21 protein-coding genes are annotated in these 23,913 nt (G+C 62.7%); 13 read left to right on the forward strand and 8 right to left on the reverse strand.

Annotated elements, in window-relative coordinates; genetic code table 11:
• Positions 1-9 precede the first annotated feature (9 nt).
• The 4 genes from flgH to flgF are packed head-to-tail and all read right to left on the reverse strand — an operon-like array spanning position 10 to position 3,323.
• A complete protein-coding gene (gene flgH, locus ACP154_RS09740; protein WP_421859618.1) occupies positions 10-810 on the reverse strand; it encodes a flagellar basal body L-ring protein FlgH in 801 nt (266 codons plus the stop codon).
• Positions 811-813: 3 nt separating this feature from the next.
• Positions 814-1,761 (reverse strand): flagellar basal body P-ring formation chaperone FlgA, encoded by a 948-nt coding sequence (gene flgA, locus ACP154_RS09745; RefSeq protein WP_107712801.1) that lies wholly within the window; start codon positions 1,759-1,761, stop codon positions 814-816.
• Positions 1,762-1,775: 14 nt separating this feature from the next.
• Complete coding sequence (flgG, locus tag ACP154_RS09750) at positions 1,776-2,561, reverse strand: flagellar basal-body rod protein FlgG (protein ID WP_107712802.1); 786 nt, start codon at positions 2,559-2,561, stop codon at positions 1,776-1,778.
• A gap of 27 nt (positions 2,562-2,588) precedes the next feature.
• Positions 2,589-3,323 carry a flagellar basal-body rod protein FlgF gene (gene flgF / locus ACP154_RS09755; RefSeq protein ID WP_133725247.1) on the reverse strand — a complete coding sequence of 245 codons (735 nt, stop codon included), beginning with the start codon at positions 3,321-3,323 and terminating at the stop codon, positions 2,589-2,591.
• 264 nt (positions 3,324-3,587) lie between these two features.
• On the opposite strand from flgF, the gene ACP154_RS09760 reads away from it, so the two are divergent.
• The 5 genes from ACP154_RS09760 (at position 3,588) to ACP154_RS09780 (ending at position 9,793) form a co-directional block, all read left to right on the forward strand.
• Positions 3,588-4,178 (forward strand): flagellar basal body-associated FliL family protein, encoded by a 591-nt coding sequence (locus tag ACP154_RS09760; protein ID WP_421859616.1) that lies wholly within the window; start codon positions 3,588-3,590, stop codon positions 4,176-4,178.
• Between the two features lie 135 nt (positions 4,179-4,313).
• Complete coding sequence (gene fliM, locus ACP154_RS09765; RefSeq protein ID WP_421861497.1) at positions 4,314-5,348, forward strand: flagellar motor switch protein FliM; 1,035 nt, start codon at positions 4,314-4,316, stop codon at positions 5,346-5,348.
• Complete coding sequence (locus ACP154_RS09770) at positions 5,345-5,743, forward strand: DUF6468 domain-containing protein (RefSeq protein WP_107712806.1); 399 nt, start codon at positions 5,345-5,347, stop codon at positions 5,741-5,743. The genes fliM and ACP154_RS09770 overlap by 4 nt, the downstream gene beginning before the upstream one ends.
• Before the next feature lie 23 nt (positions 5,744-5,766).
• On the forward strand, positions 5,767-6,459 hold the full coding sequence (locus ACP154_RS09775; RefSeq protein ID WP_421859615.1) for a MotE family protein: 693 nt from the start codon (positions 5,767-5,769) through the stop codon (positions 6,457-6,459).
• Complete coding sequence (locus tag ACP154_RS09780; protein WP_421859613.1) at positions 6,440-9,793, forward strand: tetratricopeptide repeat protein; 3,354 nt, start codon at positions 6,440-6,442, stop codon at positions 9,791-9,793. Before ACP154_RS09775 ends, ACP154_RS09780 begins: the two co-directional genes overlap by 20 nt.
• On the opposite strand, the gene fliP is transcribed toward ACP154_RS09780, so the two are convergent.
• Together fliP and ACP154_RS09790 are read right to left on the reverse strand one after the other, a co-directional pair.
• Positions 9,794-10,570, reverse strand: a complete 777-nt coding sequence (fliP, locus tag ACP154_RS09785) for a flagellar type III secretion system pore protein FliP (RefSeq protein ID WP_421859611.1) — start codon at positions 10,568-10,570, stop codon at positions 9,794-9,796. It lies immediately after the preceding gene.
• Positions 10,567-10,941 carry a flagellar biosynthetic protein FliO gene (locus ACP154_RS09790; protein ID WP_421859609.1) on the reverse strand — a complete coding sequence of 125 codons (375 nt, stop codon included), beginning with the start codon at positions 10,939-10,941 and terminating at the stop codon, positions 10,567-10,569. Before ACP154_RS09790 ends, fliP begins: the two co-directional genes overlap by 4 nt.
• Before the next feature lie 149 nt (positions 10,942-11,090).
• Between ACP154_RS09790 and flgB the strand changes: the two genes are divergently transcribed.
• Genes flgB through fliE form a run of 3 tightly spaced genes read left to right on the forward strand, consistent with a single transcriptional unit; the run spans position 11,091 to position 12,309 of the window.
• A complete protein-coding gene (flgB, locus tag ACP154_RS09795; protein ID WP_107712811.1) occupies positions 11,091-11,507 on the forward strand; it encodes a flagellar basal body rod protein FlgB in 417 nt (138 codons plus the stop codon).
• A gap of 30 nt (positions 11,508-11,537) precedes the next feature.
• Positions 11,538-11,954 carry a flagellar basal body rod protein FlgC gene (flgC, locus tag ACP154_RS09800; RefSeq protein WP_022699962.1) on the forward strand — a complete coding sequence of 139 codons (417 nt, stop codon included), beginning with the start codon at positions 11,538-11,540 and terminating at the stop codon, positions 11,952-11,954.
• A 37-nt stretch (positions 11,955-11,991) separates the two neighbouring features.
• The gene (gene fliE / locus ACP154_RS09805) at positions 11,992-12,309 is read left to right on the forward strand and encodes a flagellar hook-basal body complex protein FliE (RefSeq protein WP_107712812.1); all 318 of its coding nucleotides are present in this window, start codon (positions 11,992-11,994) and stop codon (positions 12,307-12,309) included.
• A 76-nt stretch (positions 12,310-12,385) separates the two neighbouring features.
• Here fliE and ACP154_RS09810 read toward each other — a convergent pair whose 3' ends face one another.
• Both ACP154_RS09810 and ACP154_RS09815 read right to left on the reverse strand, forming a co-directional pair.
• The gene (locus ACP154_RS09810; protein WP_421859607.1) at positions 12,386-15,487 is read right to left on the reverse strand and encodes a TonB-dependent receptor domain-containing protein; all 3,102 of its coding nucleotides are present in this window, start codon (positions 15,485-15,487) and stop codon (positions 12,386-12,388) included.
• Positions 15,488-15,707: 220 nt separating this feature from the next.
• Entirely contained in the window at positions 15,708-17,579 is a 1,872-nt protein-coding gene (locus tag ACP154_RS09815) for a DUF885 domain-containing protein (RefSeq protein ID WP_421859605.1), read from the reverse strand.
• A gap of 203 nt (positions 17,580-17,782) precedes the next feature.
• Here ACP154_RS09815 and fliQ point away from each other — a divergent pair, with 203 nt between their 5' ends.
• The 5 genes from fliQ to recA all read left to right on the forward strand — a co-directional run bounded on the left by fliQ (position 17,783) and on the right by recA (position 23,858).
• Positions 17,783-18,046 carry a flagellar biosynthesis protein FliQ gene (gene fliQ / locus ACP154_RS09820; RefSeq protein WP_107713679.1) on the forward strand — a complete coding sequence of 88 codons (264 nt, stop codon included), beginning with the start codon at positions 17,783-17,785 and terminating at the stop codon, positions 18,044-18,046.
• 5 nt (positions 18,047-18,051) lie between these two features.
• A complete protein-coding gene (gene fliR / locus ACP154_RS09825; protein ID WP_107712814.1) occupies positions 18,052-18,810 on the forward strand; it encodes a flagellar biosynthetic protein FliR in 759 nt (252 codons plus the stop codon).
• A gap of 10 nt (positions 18,811-18,820) precedes the next feature.
• The gene (flhB, locus tag ACP154_RS09830) at positions 18,821-19,897 is read left to right on the forward strand and encodes a flagellar biosynthesis protein FlhB (RefSeq protein WP_107712815.1); all 1,077 of its coding nucleotides are present in this window, start codon (positions 18,821-18,823) and stop codon (positions 19,895-19,897) included.
• A gap of 135 nt (positions 19,898-20,032) precedes the next feature.
• Positions 20,033-22,630 (forward strand): ATP-binding protein, encoded by a 2,598-nt coding sequence (locus tag ACP154_RS09835; protein WP_421859602.1) that lies wholly within the window; start codon positions 20,033-20,035, stop codon positions 22,628-22,630.
• A 145-nt stretch (positions 22,631-22,775) separates the two neighbouring features.
• On the forward strand, positions 22,776-23,858 hold the full coding sequence (gene recA, locus ACP154_RS09840) for a recombinase RecA (RefSeq protein ID WP_107712816.1): 1,083 nt from the start codon (positions 22,776-22,778) through the stop codon (positions 23,856-23,858).
• Positions 23,859-23,913 lie beyond the last annotated feature (55 nt).

Raw genomic sequence — 23,913 nt, forward strand, 5'->3', positions numbered from 1 at the left:
GCGGGGCCCCTAGAACGGCCAGAGGAGATTGTAGAGTTCCTGACCCACGGGCGGGCGCTGCATTTCGGAGATGTGTCCGCGGCCGCCATAGGAGATGCGGGCTTCGGCGATCTGTTCATGATCGATAGTGTTGTCCGCCGCGATGTCCTGAGGGCGGACAATGCCGGAAATAAGAAGTTCGCGCACTTCGTTGTTGATGCGCACTTCCTGACGCCCGTGGATCACCAGATTGCCATTCCACAATACGTCCACAACAATCGCTGCGGCGGTCATCGAAATGCTTTCAGAGCGGTTGATATTGCCGGCCCCTTGGGTGGAGGAGGCGGACCCGAAGCTCGCAAGGCTCGCGGGATCGACAGCGTCGTTAAAGAACTGGTTGAGCGCGGCTTCCCCGCCAAAGAAATTGGTCAGGTTTGCGTCTTCTGACGTGGTGCGCGAGCGCGTGGTCTGATTGGACACCGTCGCGCTGTCGGCGATGTCGATGCTCACCGTGAGAATATCCCCCACATGCGCGGCGCGCGGATCACCGAAGAATGTGGTGGAGTTGGTGGAGCGCCACAGCGAGTTGGGATTTGCGGACTGGGCGCGCGCTTCGGCGATGGCGCGGGCGCGGGCCAGTCGCGCCGCTTCCGCCTGGCCGGCGGTGGGGCCGTTGGCGCCTGCCTGACCGGTCAGCGCTGCGGCGTTGTTGATATCATTCATGGGCGGCGTCTGCCCCACATAGGACAAGCGGTCCGTGGTCGCGCAAGCGGTCAGAGACAGGGCGCCCAGAATAACGGCGCTGCACATCAAGAAGCGTTTGGACATCATGGCTCAGGACTCGCTTGGGCGTGCGGCGCTGCGGCCGCCTTGGATGCTGGCGCGGCCGGGGGCTTCGACCCAGGCTTCGACCGTGCGGTTCGATTGAAGGTTCAGAAAACGGATGAACTGGCCTTCTCCGCCGTTCTCCAGAGCGCGGGCCTGGGCGCTGAGCATCAGCGGGCCGACCTGATAGACCAGGGAGACCAGCTCGCCGCGCGCCACCACGATGGGCGGCTCAACGTCAAAGCTACGCAAGGGGCGCTCGGGGCTGAGGGCGCGCTTGGCGGACATGCCCACAAGATCAGCTTCAGCCAAGAGGATTTCGCCGCGCACCTGGCTTTCAGGCAGCCGGACCCAGTCCACGTCTGCGGCGGTGATGGTCTCGCCGCGCGCAATGGTGCGATTGAGCACCGGCACATTGGCGACGCGTTGCGCCCGGCCTGACACAGTGAGGGGGTCGCCGCCCGGATAGGCGGCGATCTGAGCGCGGAACAGATTGGAGCTGGCGTCATGGTCAAAACTGATCAGCTCCGGTCCGCCCAGGGCGTCAGCGGGCGCGAACAACTCCTGGCGCATATTGGAGAGATTGACCGCATAGGCGTGGCCCGTCTCCACATAGAGCGCTTCCTGAACCAGATCGGCAATGGCGGATGCGCTGACCGGACGGGCCTCGCGCTCGACGGTGACGCGTAGAACGCCGCCGGCGTTCGCCCAGTGAAAGCCCTCGCGCGCCGCCGCGTTGCGCACATAATCAGGGTCTAGCGAAATCGCTCGACCGGGCGCCGGAGCGCGCGCGAGCTGGATGTCGCCGGCCTCGCCGGTGATGTCGAACAGGTCGGACAGGGTGATGACGGCGTCGGCGCTGACCAGGCGCTCCTTGAGCACCACGGACGTGCTGACCTCCTGCGCCGTCGCTGCGCCCGTCGAGAGCGCCAGAACAAGGGTGAGGGTGCGAAGCATGGCTTAGCCTTTCCTCAGCGCAGATTGGAGGAGGTTGCGAGCATCTCGTCCGCGGCCGTGATGACCCGGGCGTTCATCTCATAGGCGCGCTGGGCCTGGATGAGAGACGTTATTTCGGTGACGGCGTCCACATTGGACACTTCCACAAAGCCCTGGCGCACCTGCCCGAAACCGGGATCGGTGGGGGCGCCCAGATTGGGCGCGCCCGACGCGGCGCTTTCCAGCATCAAATTGTCGCCGATCTGCTCAAGGCCGGCTTCGTTGGGAAAGGTCGCAAGCTCAAGCTGGCCCACCACTTGCGGGGCCGGCTGACCGTTCAGCAGGATCTGGACCTGGCCTTGGGTGTTGATCACCACCTGGCGCGCCTCGGCGGGCACCACGATGCCCGGCATGACGGAATAGCCGTCTGCGGTCACGATTTCGCCGTTCGGGCTCAGGGAGAAATTGCCGGCCCGGGTGTAGGCGTCATTGCCGTCAGGCAGCTGGACGCGGAAATACCCAGAGCCGGAGATCGCGACGTCATAGCTGTTGCCGGTTTCGCTCAAGCCGCCCTGTTCGGCGATGCGATAGACCGAGCCGGCGTTGACGCCGAGGCCGACCTGGACGCCGGTCGGTACGATGGTGCCCGCGTCCGAGGAATTGGCGCCGGGCTGGGAGACCGTCTGGTAGAGCAGGTCTTCGAACTCGGCGCGCTGACGTTTGAACGCGATCGTGTTCATGTTGGCCAGGTTGTGAGAGATCACCTCGACGGCCAGTGATTGGGCTTCCATCCCGGTGGCGGCGGTGGACAATGCGCGCATGACTGCGGCCTCCTTCAGAATAGAGCGTTATGGACGACCCAGGCGGTCAATCGCCTTGCGGCTGAGCTCGTCGGTGTCTTTGATCATGCGGGTGACCGACGCATAGGCGCGGCTCACTTCCATCATGGTGGTGATTTCGAGCATGGGCCGCACATTCGAGCTTTCCAGAAAGCCCTGCTTGATCTGCGGCAGCTCTTCGATCACGCGTTCGGCGTCTTCGGGCGCGGTGTACCGGTTGTCGCCGATTTTGGTCAGAACGCCCTGATTGGCGAACTGGGCGACGCCCACTTGTGCGATGACCTGCCCGTTCTGCGTGATCTCGCCCGTCTCGCCGATGACGATCTGACCGGCGTTAGGGTCGAGCACAATCGGCGCGCCGCCGGCGTCCAGCACTTGCGCGCCGTCGCTGGCGACCAGTTCGCCCAGAGGGTTCAAGGTGAAGGCGCCGTCACGGGTGAACCGCTCGACTCCGTCCTGCTCCACCATGAAAAAGCCGTCTCCTTGCAAGGCCAGGTCCAGCGGGCGGCCCGTCTGGGTGAGCGCGCCCTGGGAGAAGTCCCGACCCATCGCCCACTCATCGACGAACTGGGCGCGTTCGGGGCCGTCTTGATGGCGGGCGCGAAAGGCGGTGTCAGGTTCGAGCATCATGCGCTCGGCCTTGAAGCCTTGGGTGGAGGCGTTGGCGATATTGTTGGCGACCACATCCATCTGCCGACGCAAGGTCAGCTGGCGGGTCAGTCCGATCAGCATGGTGTTGTCCATCGCCAGGCGTCCTTCTGAAGGCGGTTGCTGCGACTTCTGGCAGCGTCCCCAGACTCATGGCAAACACCGTGCCATGGTTAACATGTTGAAAAATATACAGGTGATTGAAGGGGTGGCGCTTTTGGGCGGCCAGCCTTGCCTGTCGCGCCCTATGGAAGGGGAAAAATCTGCCCACCGAAGCCGTTTCCAAACGGATCGTTAACCGCAGCACTGATTAATCATTGGCGGTATTGGGCCAATCCGTAAGGCGAGGGAATCAGCTTCATGGCTGAAGACACCGAAGACGAAACGCGCGAAGAGGGCGCCGAAGGTGAAGAGGGCGAGGAGGAAGCCAAGAAAGGCGGCCTCAAGAAGATGATCCTTTTCATCGGCTTGCCTGTGATTCTCGTCATCCTGGCCGGGGTGGCGGGCGCGTTGTTTTTCCTGGGCGGTGGTGACGAAGAGGTTGCCGCCGAGGGGGAATATGGCGAAGAGCACGGGGAAGCGTCCGCTGATGGTCATGGCGAAGGCTATGGCGCGGAGGCGACCGAGGAGCATCTTGCGGAGCTGTTTCGCTTTGAAGAACCGCTGATCGTGGACATGTCCGGCCCGGACAACAGGTCGGTGCTTTTGGAAGTTCAGATCGCGCTCGCCTATTCCGACCCTGATGTGGCCGAGCTGTTGACGCGCGAAGACGTTCAGATCCTGTTGCGCGACGAATATGTGGATTTTTTCCGCGCATTGCGGGTTGAAGACATTGACGGCTCGACCGGATCACATCGCATTCGGATGGAGTTGATCCGCCGCACCAATCTGGTGCTGGCCCCCAAGACTGTGGATGGCGTTCTGCTGCCCAGTTTCGTGATGCAGCAATAGCGGAGACCTGCGTTGGACGACGATATCGATCAGGATGCAATGGCGGCTGAATGGGAGGCCGCTGCTGCGGGCGAACAGCCTGACTTTGACTCCTTGGGTGATGACGGCGACGACCTGGCGTCCGAATGGGAAGCCATGGTCGACGGGGATGGTGAAACCTTCCTGCCGGCCCAGCAGTCTTCCGGCCCCGAGCGCATCCTCAATCAGGATGAAATCGACTCCCTTCTGGGCTTCTCGGTGTCTGACGATGACGCCAATGAGCGCTCGGGCATCCGGGCCATCATCAATTCGGCTCTGGTGTCCTATGAGCGCCTGCCGATGCTGGAGATCGTCTTTGACCGCCTGGTGCGGTTGATGACGACGAGCCTGCGCAATTTCACGTCCGACAACGTGGAAGTGAGCCTCGACAACATCTCGTCCATCCGGTTCGGCGATTATCTCAACTCAATTCCGCTGCCGGCGATCCTGGCGGTGTTCCGCGCCAAGCAGCTCGACAACTACGGCCTGCTCACGGTGGACTCCAACCTGATCTATTCGATCGTGGACGTTCTCCTGGGAGGACGACGCGGCACCTCGGCCATGCGCGTTGAAGGGCGGCCCTACACCACCATTGAACGCACGCTGGTGCAGCGGATGATCGAAGTGGTGCTGGCGGATGCGCGCCAGGCGTTTGCGCCCCTGACGGAGGTGGATTTCGATCTCGACCGGGTCGAAACCAATCCGCGCTTCGCCGCCATCGCCCGACCTGCCAACGCGGCGATCCTCGTCAAGCTGCGCATCGACATGGAAGATCGCGGCGGGCGCATCGAGCTTCTACTGCCTTACGCCACGCTCGAGCCCATCCGTAAAATGCTGCTGCAGCAGTTCATGGGCGAGAAGTTCGGCCGCGACAATATCTGGGAAAGCCACCTCGCCACCGAATTGTGGTCCACCAAAATGGAGGTGAGCGCCGTCCTTGATGAGATGCAGAAGCCTCTGGGTGAAGTGATGAACCTGAAGGTTGGCGATACCTTGATGCTGGACGCCGGCCCGGACGGGCTGATCGAGTTGCGCTGTGATGATGTTCCGCTGACACACGGTCATATGGGCCGAATCGGGCACAACATAGGGGTTCGCCTGGATCGTCCGCTGAGTGCGATGGCGAAGAAAAGTTTGATGGGGTTCTCATGACGCTCGCTGGTTTCGCCTTTGAAGCACTTGTCTGCATCCTTTTGGCCATGGCGGTCGTCATGTGCTGGCGTGTGGACCGACGCCTGCGCGCCTTGCGCAATGGCCAGGACGGCCTTGTAGGGACCATCTCCGCTCTGAATGATGCGGTGGAGCGTGCGCGCGCCACTTTAGGAGCGTTGGACCGCGCCAGCCGTGATGGCGGGGAAAGTCTGCGCAAGGAGACTGAGCGGGCGCAAAAGCTGGCTGATGAACTCCGCTTTCTGTCTGGTGAAGCGGATATGAGCGCGCAGCGTCTGACCCAGCGACCGCGCCGTGAGGCGCCGCGCGCTGACGATGAAGATCCTGAAACCGCACGCTCACGTCGTCGCTTGAATGCGTTGAAGGCGCTGCGCTGACCATGAGATCCGTTCGTCCTCTCATGTTGCTGACAGTCGTGCTTGGCGGCTTGCTGGGCTTGAAGGCCTTGTCCCTGGTGGATGAGGCGTCAACGCTGTTTGTCGAACGCGCCGAGGCGGCGGCCGCGCCGCCGGCCGACGACGGCTATGGCGATGAGGGCGGCGACGAGCCTGAAGAAGAAGTGGATGAGGGCCCTGCGCCGCCTGCTGCGCCGCCGCCTTCGGCCGCGCCTGCGCCGCGCGCGGCGCCAACAACGGCCCAGCTGGGGCTGGAGCGTCGCCTGGCTGAACGCCGGCGGACGCTGGATCAGCGCGAGGCCGAGCTTGATACGCGCGAGCAATTATTGTCCGTGGCGGAGTTGCGCGTGGATGATCGCGTGACCGAATTGGAAGCCCTGCGCGATGAAGTGCGCGGCCTGCTGGGCATGCTTGATGACCGTCGCCAAGAGCAGGTGGACGCCATCGTCGCGGTTTATTCCCAGCTCGAGCCGGATGCCGCAGCGCGCATTCTGACATCCATGCGTGAAACCGATGAGACCACGCTGCTGCTCGTCGCTGAGCAATTGCAAACCACAAATGCGCGTAAATTCGCCAGCGTCATGGCGGAGATGGAGCCCGGCTTCGCCGCCGAGTTGACCTTTATGCTGCGTATGCGCGCTGAACCGCCAGAAACAACCGCGGAAGCGGAGGCCGGCCTTGACGCGGCGGCAGGATAAGCGGCTCGCTCTATTTGCGAGTGCGGCGCTGGGCGTCGTGCTGTCGGCGTCGGCCCTGGCCCAGTCGCCGGCGCAAATCGATGTGTCGAGGCAGGGCCAGACGACCCGCCTCCAGATCAGCCTGCCCGAAATTGACGGTGACGGGCTGAGCGCTGAGGCGGAAGTCGCCGCTGGCGCTGTTCTGGTGGCGCGATTGTCCGAGCCGATCGAGGCGGACGTCTCCGAGATCATCGACGCGGCGCCCGATTACATCGCCATGGCGCGGCTGGACCCTGATGGACGCACTTTGCGGCTGGCCCTGAACCAGACCTTGGAAAGCCGGGTGTCGGTGTCTCACAATGTCATCGCCATTGATATTGCGCCGCCCGGCGCGCCGCCGCTTGATGATGTGGTCAGCCCCTATGAGCTGGCCCAGATTGAACGCGCCCGTCAGGCGCGCGCCCAGGCCGCTGCAGACGCCGCCGCCGCAGCCGCGGCGCCTCCCGCATTGCCGGTGGACATGCGCATTGGCGAAGCGGCCGAGTATTCGCGCATCGTGTTTCAATGGCCCGAGCCGGTGACTTATTCGCTGGAACAGGCGGATGGGCGCGCCGTGCTGACCTTTTCACGGGCGGCCGAGCTCAATCTGGCGCCGCTGACCGCTGCGCCGCCGCGTTTCATCGACGCTGTGACTGAACGCCGGGCTGACAGCCTGTCGCTGGCGTTTCTGCTGGGGCCGGGCGCGGAAGCGCGGGTCTGGTCTGATGAGCCGGGACGGGTCGTGCTTGACGTCTCAATGGGTGCGACGGGCGGCGCTGAGTCGGTTCTGGCCGCTCTCTCAGACTATGCCGATCAAATTGAGACGCAGACATCGAGCGCGTCGCAAAGCGATGCTTCGGCAGATGGGGGGGCTGAGACCGCTCTCCTGACCAACGCCGAGCCGGACGCGCCGGTCTTGACGCGCCCTGACGCCGTAGCAAGCCCAGACCCTGTGCCTGAAGGTGGGATCGTGCAGGTTGAAGCACGGCGCAACGGTACGGATGTGGTGCTCAACATTCCCTGGGCCTCGCTGCCGGGCGCGGCCGTGTTTCGTCGCGGCCAGGCGATCTGGGTGGTGTTTGACGCCAGCGCCGAGCTGGATGTCGGGGAGATGGCCGCGCTGGCTGGACGTCATATTCGCGATCATGACGTGATGCGCGGGGCGGATTACACCGCCATGCGGATCGAAGCGCCGAACTCCACCCAGACCGATGTGCGTCCCGTGGGAACAAGCTGGGTTCTGACCTTCAGCGAAACTGTGGACCAGCCGCCTGCGCCGATCCGCGTGACGCGCGAGACGGGGGTGAACCGCCCCGCGCGCCTGCGCTTCAATTTCAATGGCGCCCGCAGCGTGCGCACCGTGTCCGACCCTGTCGTGGGCGATGATCTTCTGGTGCTGACCAGCGATGGCGAGAAATACGGAGTGATTTCACCCCGCCAATATGTGGAGGCGGTCATGCTGCCCTCCACGCAAGGCGTGGCCTTGCAGCCTCTGGCGGATGATCTGATCTTCACCGTGCGCGCGGGGGGCGCCGATCTCAGCCGACCGGGGGGGCTGGCCCTGACGCGAGCGGCCACGCCGGGGCTGTCCGGCTCGCTCGACCGTCCCGTCACGCCGGGTTTTCTGGATCTGGCGGCGTATCGGGGCGAAGGCGATTACCGCGACACGATGGTGGTCTTGCAGCGCCGGGCGTCAGAGCTCGACCCAGCGGCGATTCTCAATCTGGCGCGCTTCAAACTGGGATGGCAGCTGGCGCCTGAAGGGCTGGGCCTGGTCGAGCTGGCGGTTGAGGAAAACCCCTCGCTGGACGCCAGTCCGGAAATCGCCGCCTTGCGCGGTGTCGCCAGCTATATGATGGGCCGCTATGAAGACGCGGATCGCTATTTGTCCCATCCGGTGCTTCTGAATGATCCTGCGGCGCAATCCTGGCGCGGCGCCGTGTCCGCCCAATTGGGCGACTGGCCGCAGGCGCGACGGCGGTTCGAGCAGGGGCGTGAAGCGATCTATTTCTTCGACCCGGTCTGGCGCGCGCGCCTGTCGGCCCTGCACGCCATGTCGGTGCTCAAGACCAATGATCTGGGTGCTGTCGAGCCTTTGCTCAATGTGGTCGCGGCGGAAGATTTCGATCTTGAGGCGCGTACGGAAGCCGCGATGGTTGAGGCCGGTCTCGCCGCAGCGTCAGGCGATGTGGATCAGGCCATTGCGCTCTATGACGCACTGAGCCGCTCTGACTGGCGTCCTGCTCGCGCTCGGGCTTTGCTGGAAAAAGTCCGGCTGGAGTTCGCCAATGATCGCGTCGCCCCCGATGAAGCGGTCGAGACCCTTGAAAGTCTGCGCTTTCGCTGGCGCGGCGATGATGTGGAAGTTGAAGCCTCCACCATGCTGGGCGAGGTCTATGCGGATGCAGGCCGGTTCCCTGAGGCGCTGAACACCATGTCCAGCGCCTTGTCGCGGTTTTCCAACACGCCCGAGGCGCGCCGGTTGAGCGTGCGGCTGGAAACTCTGTTCCGCGACATTTTCCTGAACGGGCTGGGCGACCGGATGGATCCGATGGAGGCGCTGGCGCTCTGGTACGAGCATCAGGATCTGACGCCGCCTGGGCCGGATGGCTTGCGCATGGCGCGCCGCATCGCCGCCCGACTGGTGGACGTGGATCTTTTGGAGCCGGCGTCCGAGCTTTTGGCGCACCAGGTGTTTGAGCGTCGGGTCACCATGACGTCGCTGGCGCGGGCGCAAGTGGCCGCCGATCTGGCGCGGGTCTATCTGATCGATAATCGCGCCTCTGACGCCTTGCGCGCGCTCGACAGCACTCGCATCGCAGGGCTGCCCACAGAGCTGGTGGATGAACGCCGCGTCTTGCAGGCGCGCGCTCTGGCGGCGCTGGGCCGCACCGAGCATGCGCTGGAGCTGGTCGCCTATGATCAGGGCCCTGAAGCGGACCGCTTACGCGCGGATATCGCCTGGGAAGGCCGCAACTGGTCTGAAGCCGGACGCCTGATGGAAGCGCTTCTGGGGGATCGCTGGCGCTCTGACCGGGCGCTCAGCGCTGCAGAATCCCATGATGTATTGCGCGCCCTGATCGCCTATGCGCTGGTGTCCGATGAGGCGGGTATGGACCGGGTTGTCGCGCGCTATGGCCGACAGATGGGCGAGACCGAACACGCCGCCGCCTTCAGCACCGTCGCCAACCGCTCGGTGGCGCCGGGTGACAGCCGATTGAGCTCGCTGGTGGGGCAGATCGCCAACGTCCAGCGCACCGATGCGCTAATGGCGGGGTTCGGCCGGTATGACGAACAAGCCGGCCCTGAAAGCTGATCAGCCGCCGGGCGGCATTCGGTCAAAGCTTTGCACCAGCGAGCCGATCACCAAAGTCCAGCCATCCACAAGCACGAAGAAGATTAGCTTGAACGGCAGTGAGATGATCACCGGCGGCAGCATCATCATGCCCATGGACATCAGGATGCTGGCCACCACCAGGTCGATGATCAGGAAGGGGATGAACAGCAAAAACCCGATCTCGAAGGCGCGCCTCAATTCTGAAATCATGAAGGCGGGCGCCACCACATAGACCGGTGTGGCTTCGGGGGTTTCCGGCTCTTCGCCGGAAATGTTCAGAAACAGCCCCAGATCCTCTTCGCGGGTATGGGCCAGCATGAAGGCCTTAACGGGCTGAGCGGCGGCGGTGAACGCTTCCTGATTGCTGATCTGGCCATTGAGCAGCGGCTCCACACCGTCCTGATAGGCCTGGGTGAAGACCGGCGCCATGATGAAGGCGGTCAGAAACAGCGACAATGAGATCAGCACGGCGTTTGGCGGGCTTTGCTGAAGGCCGATCGCGGTCCGCAGCAAGGACAACACCACCACGATGCGGATGAAGCTGGTGGTCATGATCAGGATGGACGGCGCCAGGCTCAGCACCGTCAACAGCGCGATCATCTGCAGGACGCGTTCGGTCAACGCCGTGTCATTGCCGCCCAGCGAGATCGACAGGCCCGGCCCGGCCGCAGCATGCGCGTCCGGCGCGCCGATCAGGCCCAGCCCCAGAGCTAGCGCGATCAGGGCGCCGTGATAAATCCATCGCGCGGCTTTCATGGGGTCTGCCCCAGACGTGTGATGGAGGCGCCGGGGTTCTCCGCTTCAGCGTCGAGGGCGTCCGGGGCGACCGGTTCGAAGACCGGCTCCTCTTTGACGGGGGCGCGGTCGAGCACTTGCTCGCGCTCGGGTCCCAGAAGCAAGACATGTTCGGCGTCGTCCACGCGCACGATCACCACCTTGCGGCGGGGATCGAGCATCAAGGACTCGGTGATGGACAGGCGTCGCTTGCGCGTCGGTGCGGACCAGCGGTCCAGCACCGGCATCGGTCCCATCCAGCCCGCGCGTCTGGCGACCACCGCGAATCCGCCTAAAAGCCCGAGCACCAAGATCAGGGCGGCGAAATACCGTATGATATCAAGCTGGTCCAAAGTCGCTTCGTCCCGTTATCAAAAGCTGGCGCGGCGCCAAGGCGCATCCTCACCAAAAGCCCTAACGAGAGTCGGCGGGCGAGTTAAGCTCTCCTTAACCGGCGCGGCGCAGGGTGATGAATGCAAAGTTAACTCTGGCGGAGGCGCCGATGCGCCCTGACGACATACCGCTCTTGTCCATGTTGCGTGACACGATGGGCTATCACGGCGCCCGTCAGCGCGTCATTGCGGAAAACGTGGCCAACGCCAACACGCCCGGATACACGCCAAAGGATGTTCCGCGCAGCGAGTTTGAACGCGTGCTCGCAGGTCAGGCCCAGGCCGCAGGCGGGCTGCGCACCACGCACGCCATGCATTATGGCGGTGATGGCGGCGCCTCCGGTTCGCGGCAATTCCGCACCGAGACGGCGCCGGACAGTGAAACCACCTCGAACGGCAATTCGGTCGTCATCGAGGAGCAGATGGTTGACGCCAATGATAACCGGATGCGGTTTGAGACGGCGTTGAGCCTGTATCAGAAGAGCCTGAACATGATCCGTATGGCGAGCCGCTCGCCGGGTCAGTGATCTTAAGCAACGCCAGAAAGGCAGACGGCTATGGTCGATCGCGTCTCTGAAACCCTGCAGATTTCCGCAGCGGGCCTGCGCGCGCAGTCCTCGCGCATGCGGGTCATCGCCGAGAACGTCGCGAATGCTCAATCGACGGCGCGGACAGCGGATGAAGATCCGTATCAGCGTCAGATCCCGGTGTTCCAGTCCGAGTTTGACCGTCAGGTCGGCACCGAGCTCGTGCGCATGAATGACGTCACCCTCGACGAGTCCGATTTCCGCATGGTCTATGAGCCGGGCCACCCGGCGGCCGATGGCGAAGGCTATGTGAAATATCCCAATGTGTCTTCGCTCGTCGAACTGATGGACATGCGTGATGCACAGCGCTCCTACGAGGCGAATCTGACCATGGTGGAAGGCACGCGCCGCATGCTTGAGCGCACGCTCGACCTGTTGCGCCGTTAATCGCTTGGCTTCGCCGGCTCTAGAAAGGGGCTGACTTATGGATCTCGCTGCTATCCGCGCCTATACCGCCGCCGCCCAGCAGGCCGCTGGCGTGACGCCTTCGACCAATAACGCCGCCGAGCTTGCTCAGGCTGAGGGCGGTGATTTCGGCGATATGGTCATGAACGCGGTTCAATCGGTTCAGGAGACACTGAGCCAGTCTGAACAGCTCAGCGCCCAGGCCGCCACGGGGCAGGCGGAGCTGGTGGATGTGGTCACCGCTGTGGCCGCCGCTGAAGTTCAGCTCGAAAGCGTTGTCGCCGTGCGCGACCAGGTCATCCGCGCCTATCAGGAAATCCTGCGCATGCCGATCTAGGCGGTCTCGCAAGGCTGAATGCAAAACACCCCCGGAGCCAAGGCTCCGGGGGTGTCTTTTTGTGCGCTGGCCTTCTTTAGAAGGTTGCGTTCACGCCCGCATAGAAGAAGCGGCCTCGCGGCCCGGCGGGACGCGACAGCGTGCCCAGATAGGGCTCTTCATCAAAGGCGTTGTTGATGCCGCCATAGAGTTCAAGCTTTTCGGTGATCAGATACCCGATGGAGAAGTCATGGACCCAGGAGGAACCGGTGTGAGTCCGGTCCACGAAGTCAGGGTCGTTGGCAATGTCTTCAAGCCCAAGCCCCGGCAGCAGCTGGTCGCCCTCATAGCGCCCGCCCCAGCCAAGAGACAGATTGCCGATCATCCAGTCTGCGTTCAGGTTGAAGATCCAGTCCGGACGCGTGAACGTGCCTTGGACGTCGGTGATTTCTTCGGGTGCTGACACATCGCGGGTTTCATCATTCTGGATGAAGTGCGTGCCCAACGTGGAGAGCGTGATCACACCCGGATCCTCAAAAGGCAGGAAGCTGGGCGCATCAAACGAGTAATCCACACGCCAGTCGACGCCGCTGACCTCTACAGCCGCCAGGTTGATGAAGCCCGAGCGGAAGTCGGTGATGAACCCGTTGGTCGGGTCGCGATCCACCGCGTCGCAAAACTGATTGTTGATGGTGGGTGCGTCCACGCAGTTAGACGCAATGTCGAAGCCTGACAGGCTGTCGATCAGGCCGTCAATCTGGATGTCATAATAATCCAGTGTGACGATCAGGCCGTCGAAGAAACCGTCAAACTCTCCATCAGGACGCCACACCGCGCCGACAGTCAGCGTTTCAGCTTCCTCGGGGCTCAAATCCGGGTTGCCGCCCGTTGTGCCGGACACGAAAGCGGACAGGAATTGCGTGGAGTCGTAAGTGCCGTTGGCGACGGCGTTACCGATCAGGGCGATGCAATTGGCTTCCCGGAATTGCGACCCGGCATTGATGAAGTTCTGATTGCAGGGGTCGTCATCCGCGCCCAGCGTCGCCGCAAATGTCGGGGCGAAGGCTTCACCAATATTGGGGACGCGCACGGCTTGCGAGAACGTGCTTCGCAAGGTCAGGGTCTCCACCGGCATCCAGCGGCCGCCAATGGTCCAGGTGTCTGTCTCTCCAAACGGATCATAATCGGAATAACGGTAGGCGCCCGTCAGCTCCAGCTCTTCAATGAATGGCAGGTCCGACAACACCGGCACCAGCAATTCGCCGAAGAACTCAGTCACCTCATAGCTGCCCGAGGACGGGTTGGTGGGGCCGGAGCGTGAATCGAGCGTTCCGAAGGTCAGACCGGCTGACGAATAGCTGTCTGGCGTGAAACGGCTTGTTTCCTTGCGCCATTCATAACCCGCCGCAAAGCCGATAGGACCTGCGGGAAGGGTCAAGAAGGCGGATGTGTCGCCGGCGATGCTGGCGATGATATTTTCCTGCTCGATCTCGTTCTGGGAGGTGGCGGGCTGGAAGATGAAGTCAGCCCCTTCCTGGGAGATGGAGTTCGGCCCGAAAATGCTGATCGGCACGCACTGACCGTCACCGGCATTGAACGTGTTGAAGCCGAAATTGCTGTTGGCGGAGGGGAAGGGCGAGGTGGGCGGCACAGCTGACGGATCCAGATCCGAACGGCAGACGATTTCACCCGTTGTGGGGTCCACCACCGCGTCGATCGCGGCGAAATACCGATCCTCGAGACGGACGCGAGAGGTGATGTCCGCATCTGTGCGACCATAATTGTAAGCCACGGAGTAATCGAGGCCGAGTTGGGGGATATAGCCCTCAAAACCGGTGACGATACGGAACATCTTGCGTTCCGCTACGGGGTTTGAACGCGCCGTCGTGTCGAGGACATCGCGAGAAACGACGAGATCGACCGGCACGCCTTCGCTTTGCAACTGGCTGATCTGCGCGGAAAGCGCGGCAGGGATGAAGGGGTTGTCCAGAGCGATCGGAATGTCGTCGTTGAACCCGTTGACCTGATTGCTTTCGGTGGTTTCGGTAAAGACGTATTTGGCGTTTGCGAAGAACCGGATGTTCTCGGTCACGTCGTAATCCATCACCGTCTGGAAAAGCATCCTTTCGGTCTCAGGCAGTATCAACTCATCATCAGGTTCGGCCGGTACGCCGTCACCGCCGCTAGCGTTAAAAGCCGTGATGAAGACATCGCCCGGATTGTACGGACGCAGCGTCGAACCATCAAAGAATTGGCAGGTGGGGATGTTTTGCGATCCCAGGGGAAAATCACAGCCCGGGACCCCGCCTGACAATGCAGCATCCAGAAAGGCGCTGCCTGACAGCGAGATCACGCCGCCAGCTGATGAAATCGGCAGACGGAAATCAGGAACCCAGGTGTTGGCGAAGCGAGGGTCCACACCAAACGCCGCCACTGTCGCCTGATTGTTAGGCACAAAACTGAACAGACCGGAACCGGCGAAGTCGCGGTCGCCTGCGAAAATCGCTTCGGTTGTTTGATACTCGCCGGCGAAAACCATGGAGCCGCGACCGTCCGCACTTTCAAAGCCGTTGGCGACAGAGATAAAGAACTCTTCAGCGTCGCCTTCGCCTGAAATGCCGGCCTGAGTGCGCACCTCAAGCCCGTCAAAGGAGCCGCCGTCGCGCAGAATGAAGTTGACGACACCGGAGACAGCGTCAGCGCCATAGACCGCCGAGGCGCCGCCCGTCAGGACTTCTGTTCGGGCCAGCAGGCCGGTGGAGATGGTGTTGACGTCGACAGACCCCGTCCCCTCGATCGCAGACACATGACGGCGACCATCTTCGAGCACCAGAGTTCGCACGGTGCCCAGATTGCGCAAATTCAAGAGGCTGGCGCCCAGGGGCGTGCCATTGAACGCCGAGAAACTGCCGGGCAGCGAGGCTTGCAATTGCGGAGATTCGCGCAGAAGGGCGCCGATATCCAGCTGACCGGACGTGCGAATATCATCCCCGCCAAGTGCGACAACCGGGCTGGGGGCGTCCAGCGTGTTATCCGTCTGGATCCGCGAGCCGGTCACGATGATCGTGTCGCTTGAGGACCGCTCGTCTGCGCTTTCCGCTTCAGATTGTGCATATGCCGGCGCCGCCATCAGCGCGCTCAGCGAGGCCCCCGCCAGGACAAGCGCACGCAAGCTGCGGTCTTTCACAAAGGTGTTCATGTGTCTTTCCCCAATTAGAGCCTGGTCTTTTAGACTTCAGGCCAACCAGAAAAGACTGCGCACTCGGAACAGGGAGGCAATCGTGCACCGCCGCAAATATGAATATTCAGTAATGTGTGCTCTAATGTGATGCGTATATGCTCCAAAAGTGAGCATTAAAAACCCCGCAAGGCTGCAGGCCTTGCGGGGTTTCTGCTGTGAAGCAGGCGGGGTGAGGGGGTTAGCCTGCTTGCACAGTATCGATCCAGGCGTTGACGCGGTCTTCCAGCATGGGCAAGGGCAGGGGGCCTGCGGTCAGAACCGCGTCATGAAAGCCGCCCCAGCTGAAATCGTCACCGAGTTCTTCCTGAGCCTGGGACAGAAGGTCCTGGATGAAGATCATGCCGATTTTGTAAGACACGGCCTGGCCAGGCCAGACAATGTAGCGCTCGACTTCAGGGGTGATGTCGCCTTCGGTCATCGGGGTTGCGTCCAGCATGTACGCAATCGCTTGCTCGCGGTCCCATTGATAGTGATGGATGCCGGTATCGACCACCAGCCGCGCAGCGCGGAAGACTTCATAAGAGAGCCGGCCAAAGTCCGAATACGGGTCTTCGTAAAAGCCCATCTCCTTGCCCAGCCATTCGGTATAGAGCGCCCAGCCTTCGCCATAGGCGGAATTCCACGCAAAGCGCTGGAACATCGGCACGTCTTCGAGTTCCTGGGTCAGCGCGATCTGGAAGTGGTGGCCCGGCGCGCCTTCGTGCAGCGACAGGCTTTCCAGAAGATAGGTGGGATTGTCCTGCATTTGGGACAGGTTGACGTAATAATAGCCCGGTCGCGAGCCATCGAGCGCGGGCGGGTTATAGAAGGCGCCGGTGGCTGTCGCTTCACGCCAGGGCTCGACTGCGCGCACTTCCAGCGGCGCTTCGGGCAGAGTGTCGAAATACTGCGGCGCGACTTCCATCACGTCTTCAATCACGACTGTGGCGCGATCGAGATACTCCTGGCGGCCTTCGGGCGTGTTGGGCAGCTGGAACTGTTCGGCGGTGCGCATATAGGCGAAGAAATCCTGCACGCTGCCTTCAAACGCGACCTGAGCCATGATCTCGCGCATCTCGCCATGAATGCGCTCGACTTCTGCGAGGCCGCGCTCGTGGATCTGTTCGGCGGTCATGTCGGGAATGGTGGTGAACTGCGCCAGAGAGGCGGCGTAGGCGGCTTCGCCATTGGGCAGCTTCCACACCCCGGCGCGATCATCAGAGATCGCTTCCATGCGATCGAGCGCCGCCATATAGCGCTGCATGGCCGGCACATAAATGTTCAACAACGCATCTTCGGCGCGCATCACCAGATCCGCCTTGACGTCATCGCCAATGTCGAGCGCGTCGACCTTGGCTTTGAAGTCGGCGAACAGCGCGCTGTCTTCGGCGCCGTTTTCAAACGGGGCGCCGGTCAGTTGCGACTGGGCCGCGGCGGTCAGGCGTGGATAGGCGAAGAGCGGCAGGGTTACGCCGTTGGCGGCGCGTTCCTCGGCGCGCTCAGTCAGCGTGTCGATCACTGCGCCAATGCCTTCCAGGCGTGAGACATAGGCCTCGGCGTGTCCTTGCGTGCCGACGCGATGATTGTTGATCAGGAAGGTGGTCAGGCCGGAAACGGCATCGCCCATGGGTGAGAAAACATAGCGGCTGTCGCGTACGGCGAACTGGCGCGCCTCGTTCTCGGCCAGGCTGATTGCGAGATCGTAAGACACCTTGCCGGCGTCGGTCAGCAGATCGCGGTCAAAGTCGGCTTGCATCTGCTGAACGCGGGCCTGGCCGCGTTCATAATCCTCAATCTGGCGCGCGTCAGACCGGTCATCCCAACGGCCATAGGCGTCGCTGTCCGCGATCAGGCCCAGATAGGTCTGGGTTTCCGGAGAGCGCGACACCTCCTCCATGAAGGCTGCCTGGAAGGCCTCATACAGGCGCTCGGTTTCTGTTAGCTCAGCCTGTTGAGTGACGCTGGCGACGTTGACCAGAGCGGCGTTGACGTGCGCGCCGTCATGGGCGAGCGCTGACCCGGCGGTCAGAAGCGCGACCGAGGCGGCGCTGCAAAGAAGTGTCTTGAACATGAATGTCTCCCCAAGGCGGATAGACCCCGCCACATAACGCTTCATGCTGCACCCTGACGGCGATTGCGCCAATGCGCGCCAACATGACAAATCGTTAAACGAAGCGCGACGCATATAACTATACCCGGGACGTTTTGCGCTTTGGCACAGAATCCGTGCATGCAGTCAGTGCGGCGCTATGGGCGCAACAAAAGGAAGCCATCATGACCGCAGGCGAGGTTCTCGACATTGGCGCAGAAGCGATCTGGGTGATGCTGGGCATGGCGGCGCCGGTCATGCTGATCGGCTTGGCCGTGGGCGTTCTGATCGCCCTGTTTCAGGCCCTGACCCAAGTGCAGGAAATGACTTTGGTCTTCGTGCCGAAAATCATCGTGATCTTTCTGGCGCTTCTGATCTTCCTGCCGATGATGGGCGCGCTTCTGGCCGGCTTCATGCAAACCATTGCCGACCGAATCATCGCAGGCTGACGGCCATGTTGGCCGGTTTTGATCTTTCGCTCACAATTTTCGCCGCCGCCATGGTGTTTGCGCGCATGGGCGGAATCCTGATGCTGATGCCCGGCATTGGTGAAACCTCGATCCCGGTGCGCCTGCGTCTGGCGTTCGCGCTGGCCTTCTCGTTTGTGGTCGGCCCGTCCATAGCGCCCATGCTGCCGCCGCCGCCGGAAACGCTGGCGGGGGTCGGCGTTCTTGTGGCGCTTGAAACCCTGATCGGGGTGATGATCGGTGCGGCGTCGCGCATCCTTCTGACTGCGGGCGCGATTGCGGGCCAGATCATCGGCTACCAGACCGGCCTCGCCATGGCGCAGTCCTTTGACCCCGCCCAGGGTCAGGCCGGCGTGCTGCCCGCCCAGTTTTTGAACCTGATCTTCATCGTCATCGTTCTGATCACGCCGCTGCATCAGCAGATGTTGCTGGCGGCGGCGGGCTCTTACGAGCTGATGCCGGCTGGCGAGGCGCCGATGTGGGGGGATGCGGCCTTCTGGGCGCTGGGCCTGTTCATCGACGCGTTCATCATCGGGGTTCAGATCGCCAGCCCGCTGATTGTGTTCGGTCTGGTGTTCTATCTGGGCCTGGGCGTGTTGTCGCGCCTGATGCCGCAGGCGCAAATCTTCTTCATCGCCATGCCGCTCAACATCCTGATCGGCTTTTCCATTATGGCCATGTCGCTGGGCGCCATGGTGATGGTGTGGGCGGAGCGCTATGAGCGCTTCACCGCGACGCTGAACTGAGGCGGGCGTCATGGCGGAAGGCGAAGACAAGTCAGAAAAGACAGAAGAACCGACAGACCGAAAACTCCGCCAGGCGCGCGAGGAAGGCGATGTTCCCAAATCTCAGGAGGTGTCAGGCTGGTTCACCCTGACAGCTGGCCTGGCGATGATGGCCTTTCTGGCGCCGGGGATGTCACGCAGCCTGGCGGAGATGATGCAGGTGTTTCTGGCGCAGCCGCATGAACTGGCGGTGGATCCCACAGGCGCGGTGACCTTGGCGGCGGCGACCGCCTTGCGTCTGGTGGTGGTGACAGGGCTGGCTTTCGCCATGCTTCTGGTCGCGGCGATTTTCGGCAATCTGGTCCAGACCGGCGTGATGTTCACGCCCAAGAAAATCGCGCCCAAGCTCGACAAACTCGATCCGGTGAAGGGCCTGACCCGCATGTTCGGCCCTGAAGGCTGGATGAACTTTTTCAAGGGCGTCGCCAAGATGACGGTGGTCGGGTTCGCCATCGCCCTGGCGCTTTGGCCGCGGCGCAACGAGCTGGCGGTGATGCCGGGCGTCGCGCCCATCGGTATTCTGCAAGAGGTCTATACCGCCGCCATCCAGCTGATGATCGCTGCCCTGATCGCTTACACCGCCATCGCCGTGCTCGACTTCCTGTTTCAGCGCAAGCAGTACATCGATCGCAACAAGATGAGCCGCAAGGAAATCCGCGATGAGATGAAGGACACCGAAGGCGATCCGATGGTGCGCGCGAAACTGCGCCAGATTCGTCAGGAGCGCGCCCAGCGGCGCATGATGGCGCGGGTGCCGGACGCGGCTGTGGTGATCACCAACCCGACCCACTACGCCGTGGCGCTGGAGTATGAGCAAGGCCGCACGCCCGCGCCGATCTGTGTGGCCAAGGGCGCCGATGATGTCGCCCTGCGCATTCGCGAACTGGCCAAGGAGCACAACATCCCCATCGTCGAGGACCCGCCGTTGGCGCGCGGATTGTTCGCCAGCGTGGAGCTTGAGGAAGTGATCCCGCCCGAGCATTTCACGGCAGTGGCCAAGGTCATCGGCTATGTGCTGACGCTGGCGGGCAAGGCGCCGAAGTTCTGATCCGGGCGCTGAACGCACGATTTCGTACCGTCTCGCTGAAATATGGTTAACTTTAACCTGTGAGACTGCGTGTTCGAATCATGGATCCGCCGGTGCGTCATTTGGCGTGTCGGCCTGCACCAATCGGAGCCTGTCATGTCAGACCTCCCGCTTTCCGCCCAACGCGCCGACGCTGTGGCTGAGCCCGTCGCTGATCCGGCGTCTGCACCGGCTGCAAGGCCGGCGGCGGGCGAGGGGGCGCTGACCCGGCCCCTGACCCGGCTGATCTTCTGGGTGGCGAGCCTGGGCGCGCTGGCGGCTGCGGCTGTGGCGATTGTCGCCGGCGCAGGCGCGGGGTGGAACGGTGTCATTTTGCTGTCCGGCATCGCCTCTGTCGCGCTGCTCTTGATGTATGCGCTGGCGGCGGGTGAAACCGCGGGGCGCTCCTTGCTTGAAGGCGGTGAGCGCAAGCGTGCGGGCGGGGCTGCGGCCACCGCCATGGGGCTCTGGCCTGACCCGGTTCTGATCACGGATGCGCAAGGCCGGGTGGCCTGGGCGAATCCGGCTTATGTCAAATTGGCGGATACGCTGATCGGGGCCAAGGGCGCAGGGACGCCCGCAGTGCCCGAGCGCCTGTTCAGCGGCGCCGGCGCGGGGGCGGTCTATCGTCTCAACCGGGCTGCGAGCGCAGGCGAAACGGCCCATGAAATTGTCGGACGCATCCCGTTGGGCGGCGGAGAAAGCGTGGTCTACAGCGCCGACATCTCGGCACTGGACGATGGCGCGACCCTCTGGCGCTTCTCCGAGCTGCGCGATGACGGTTCGCTGGACGCAGACACGGCGCCGGACTGGACCGATCATGCGCCGGTCGGCCTGTTCTCCGCCGATGCCGAGGGCCGGGTGCTGGCCGCCAACGCCACCTTGCGCAGCTGGGTCGGGGTCGGCGAAGACATGGCGCTGAAATTACAAGACATCACCACTGGCGACACCGCTGACGCCTTTGCCCAGTCGCGGGGCGCGGACGGGGTGATCCGGCTCGACGCCCGTCTCAAGCGCGTGGATGGCGAGGAAAGCCCGGTGGTGATCTGCGTCAGCTGGAGCGATGAGCGACCATCCAGGGCGCGCGCCGTGGTTTATGAGCTGTCCGCCACCGGCGCGCCTCCCGCTGTGGCGGCGGCTGAGCCGGGAGATGCGTCGTCGAGCGCCAGCGCGCTGGCGGGCGGCTCGTTTGATGAAATGTTCGCCACCGCTCCGTTTGGCGTCGCGCGTCTGGACGACGCCGATCCTGCGGTTGCCGTGATCGAAGACGCCAACCCGGCCTTGCTCAAGCTCTCGGGCGGCGCCGCCGTGCCAGGCGCGAAGTTTGAAGACCTGTTTGATTTCGGCGATGACGGCCGTATCGACAATGTGCTGGCGGCGGCGCTGGCGGGACGGGGCGAGCCCAGCGAAGTGCGCCTGAGAGCGGGCGAGGATGGCGAGCGCGCCGTGCAGGTTTTCCTGTCTCCGTCTCGCGATGGCAAGCGTGTCGCCTATGTGGTGGACGTGTCGTCGTGGAAAGCGCTGGAGCAACAAGTCGCCCAGGCCGGCAAGATGCAGGCGGTCGGCCAGCTGGCCAGCGGCGTGGCGCATGATTTCAATAATATGCTCACCGCGATCCGGCTGAATGTGGGCGAGCTGTTGAACCGGCACCCGGTGGGCGATCCGTCCTATCAGGACTTGCAGCAGATCAACTCCACCGTGACCCGCCAGGCGGGGCTGGTGCGCAAGCTGCTGGCGTTCTCGCGCAAGCAAACGTTCCGCAACACCGTCTTTGATGTCTCTGACGTCTTGTCTGATTGCTCGATCATGCTGGGCCAGATCCTGGAAGAGACCGTTCGGCTCGACATCAAGCATGGCCGCGATCTGCCGCTGGTGCGGGCGGACCGCAACCAGATCGACAATATCCTGGTTAACCTCGCCACCAACGCCCGTGACGCGATGAAATCTCAGGGCGGCGGCGTTCTCACCATTATCACCGAGGCGGTCACCGCTGAAGACGTGGCGCGCGCCGGCGCGCCCAATCCCAAAGATGGCGACTGGGCGGCGATCCATGTGTCCGATACGGGCACGGGCATGGATGAGGCGACGCTGAAGAAGATCTTCGAGCCGTTCTTCACCACCAAGGAGGCCGGACAGGGCACCGGGCTGGGCCTGGCGACCGTGTACGGCGTGGTCAAGCAATCAGGCGGCTTCCTGTTTGTGGATTCTGAACTGGGCAAGGGCACGACCTTCCACATCTATCTGCCCGGCCATGTGCCGAGCGAGGAAGAGGAAACCGAGCTCGCCCGTGAGGAAGCGGCCAAGACCGCCGAGCCTGAACCTTCTGATCTCGCCGGACGCGGCCGCATCCTGTTTGTCGAGGATGAAGACGCAGTGCGCGCCATCGCAGCCAAGACGCTGGTGCGCCGCGGCTATGAGGTTGTGGAAGCGTGCGACGGCGAAGAGGCGCTCGAGATTCTGGAGAATGAGCCCGAGAGCTTTGATCTTCTGATTTCAGACGTGGTGATGCCCGGGCTCGACGGCCCCGGCCTGCTCAAAGAAGCGCGTCACCTTCTGGGCGGTGCGCGAATCGTCTTCATTTCCGGTTACGCCAAGGAAGAGTTTTCCGACACTTTGTCTGATGATCTCGAGATTTCTTTCCTGCCCAAGCCCTTCGACATCCAGCAGCTGGCTGAACGGGTGAAGCAGGAGCTGGCGGCGCGGCAACGCGCCTAGTCTTCATGCTAAGCGGCTGATTGCGCTCAGCTGTCGAGAAAGCGGCGTTCGCGCTAAATGTTCCGCTTGTGTTCCGGGAACAAAATAAGTACGGTCACCTTCATTGCCCGACTCGGTCGGGCGTGAAATAAGGAGGGCCGACCTGATGGCACAGTCAAATCTGCGCGTGGTGAAAGACGGCGACATGGATAAACAAAAAGCGCTTGAAGCGGCCCTGACTCAAATTGATCGCGCCTTTGGCAAAGGTTCGGTGATGAAGCTGGGCGCCAAGCCGGACCAGGACATTCAGGCGATTTCCACCGGCTCTCTGGGCCTGGATATCGCGCTGGGCGTGGGCGGCCTGCCGAAAGGCCGCATCGTCGAGATTTACGGCCCGGAGAGTTCCGGTAAGACCACGCTGGCGCTGCACACCGTCGCCGAAGCCCAGAAAAGCGGCGGCGTCGCGGCGTTCGTGGACGCCGAGCACGCGCTGGACCCGGTCTATGCGCGCAAGCTGGGCGTGGATGTGGGCGAGCTTCTGGTCTCCCAGCCTGATACCGGCGAGCAGTCGCTTGAAATCGCCGACACGCTGGTGCGCTCGGGCGCCATTGACGTTCTGGTGATCGACTCCGTGGCGGCCCTGACCCCGCGGGCGGAGCTGGAAGGCGATATGGGCGACTCGCTGCCCGGTCTTCAGGCCCGCCTGATGAGCCAGGCGCTGCGCAAGCTCACCGGCTCGATCTCCAAATCAAAATGTCTGGTGATCTTCATCAACCAGATCCGCATGAAGATCGGCGTGATGTTCGGCAGCCCCGAAACCACGACCGGCGGCAATGCGCTGAAATTCTACTCCTCCGTGCGCCTGGATATCCGCCGCATCGGCGCGCTGAAGAACCGCGACGAAGTGATCGGCAACCAGACCCGCGTCAAAGTGGTCAAGAACAAGGTGGCGCCGCCCTTCCGCGAGGTGGAGTTCGACATCCTTTATGGCGAAGGCATCTCCAAAACAGGCGAACTGCTCGATCTGGGCGTGAAGGGCAATATCATCGAGAAATCGGGTTCATGGTATTCGCACGACTCCGAACGCATCGGGCAGGGCCGTGAAAACGCGCGCCAATTCCTGCTCGACCATCCCGAAATGGCGAACAAGATCGAAGCCCAGGTGCGTAAGAATGCGGGCCTGATCGCGGACGAGCTGCTGGTGGGCCCGGGCGAGGATGATGATCTGGACGATGAGGCTACGGGCTAGTTTCAGACAGGCCTCACCGCATCCTTCACCGCCAAAACGGTGATGAATCTACAAC

It is taken from the genome of Oceanicaulis sp., assembly GCF_965249665.1.
Taxonomy (GTDB): Bacteria; Pseudomonadota; Alphaproteobacteria; order Caulobacterales; family Maricaulaceae; genus Oceanicaulis.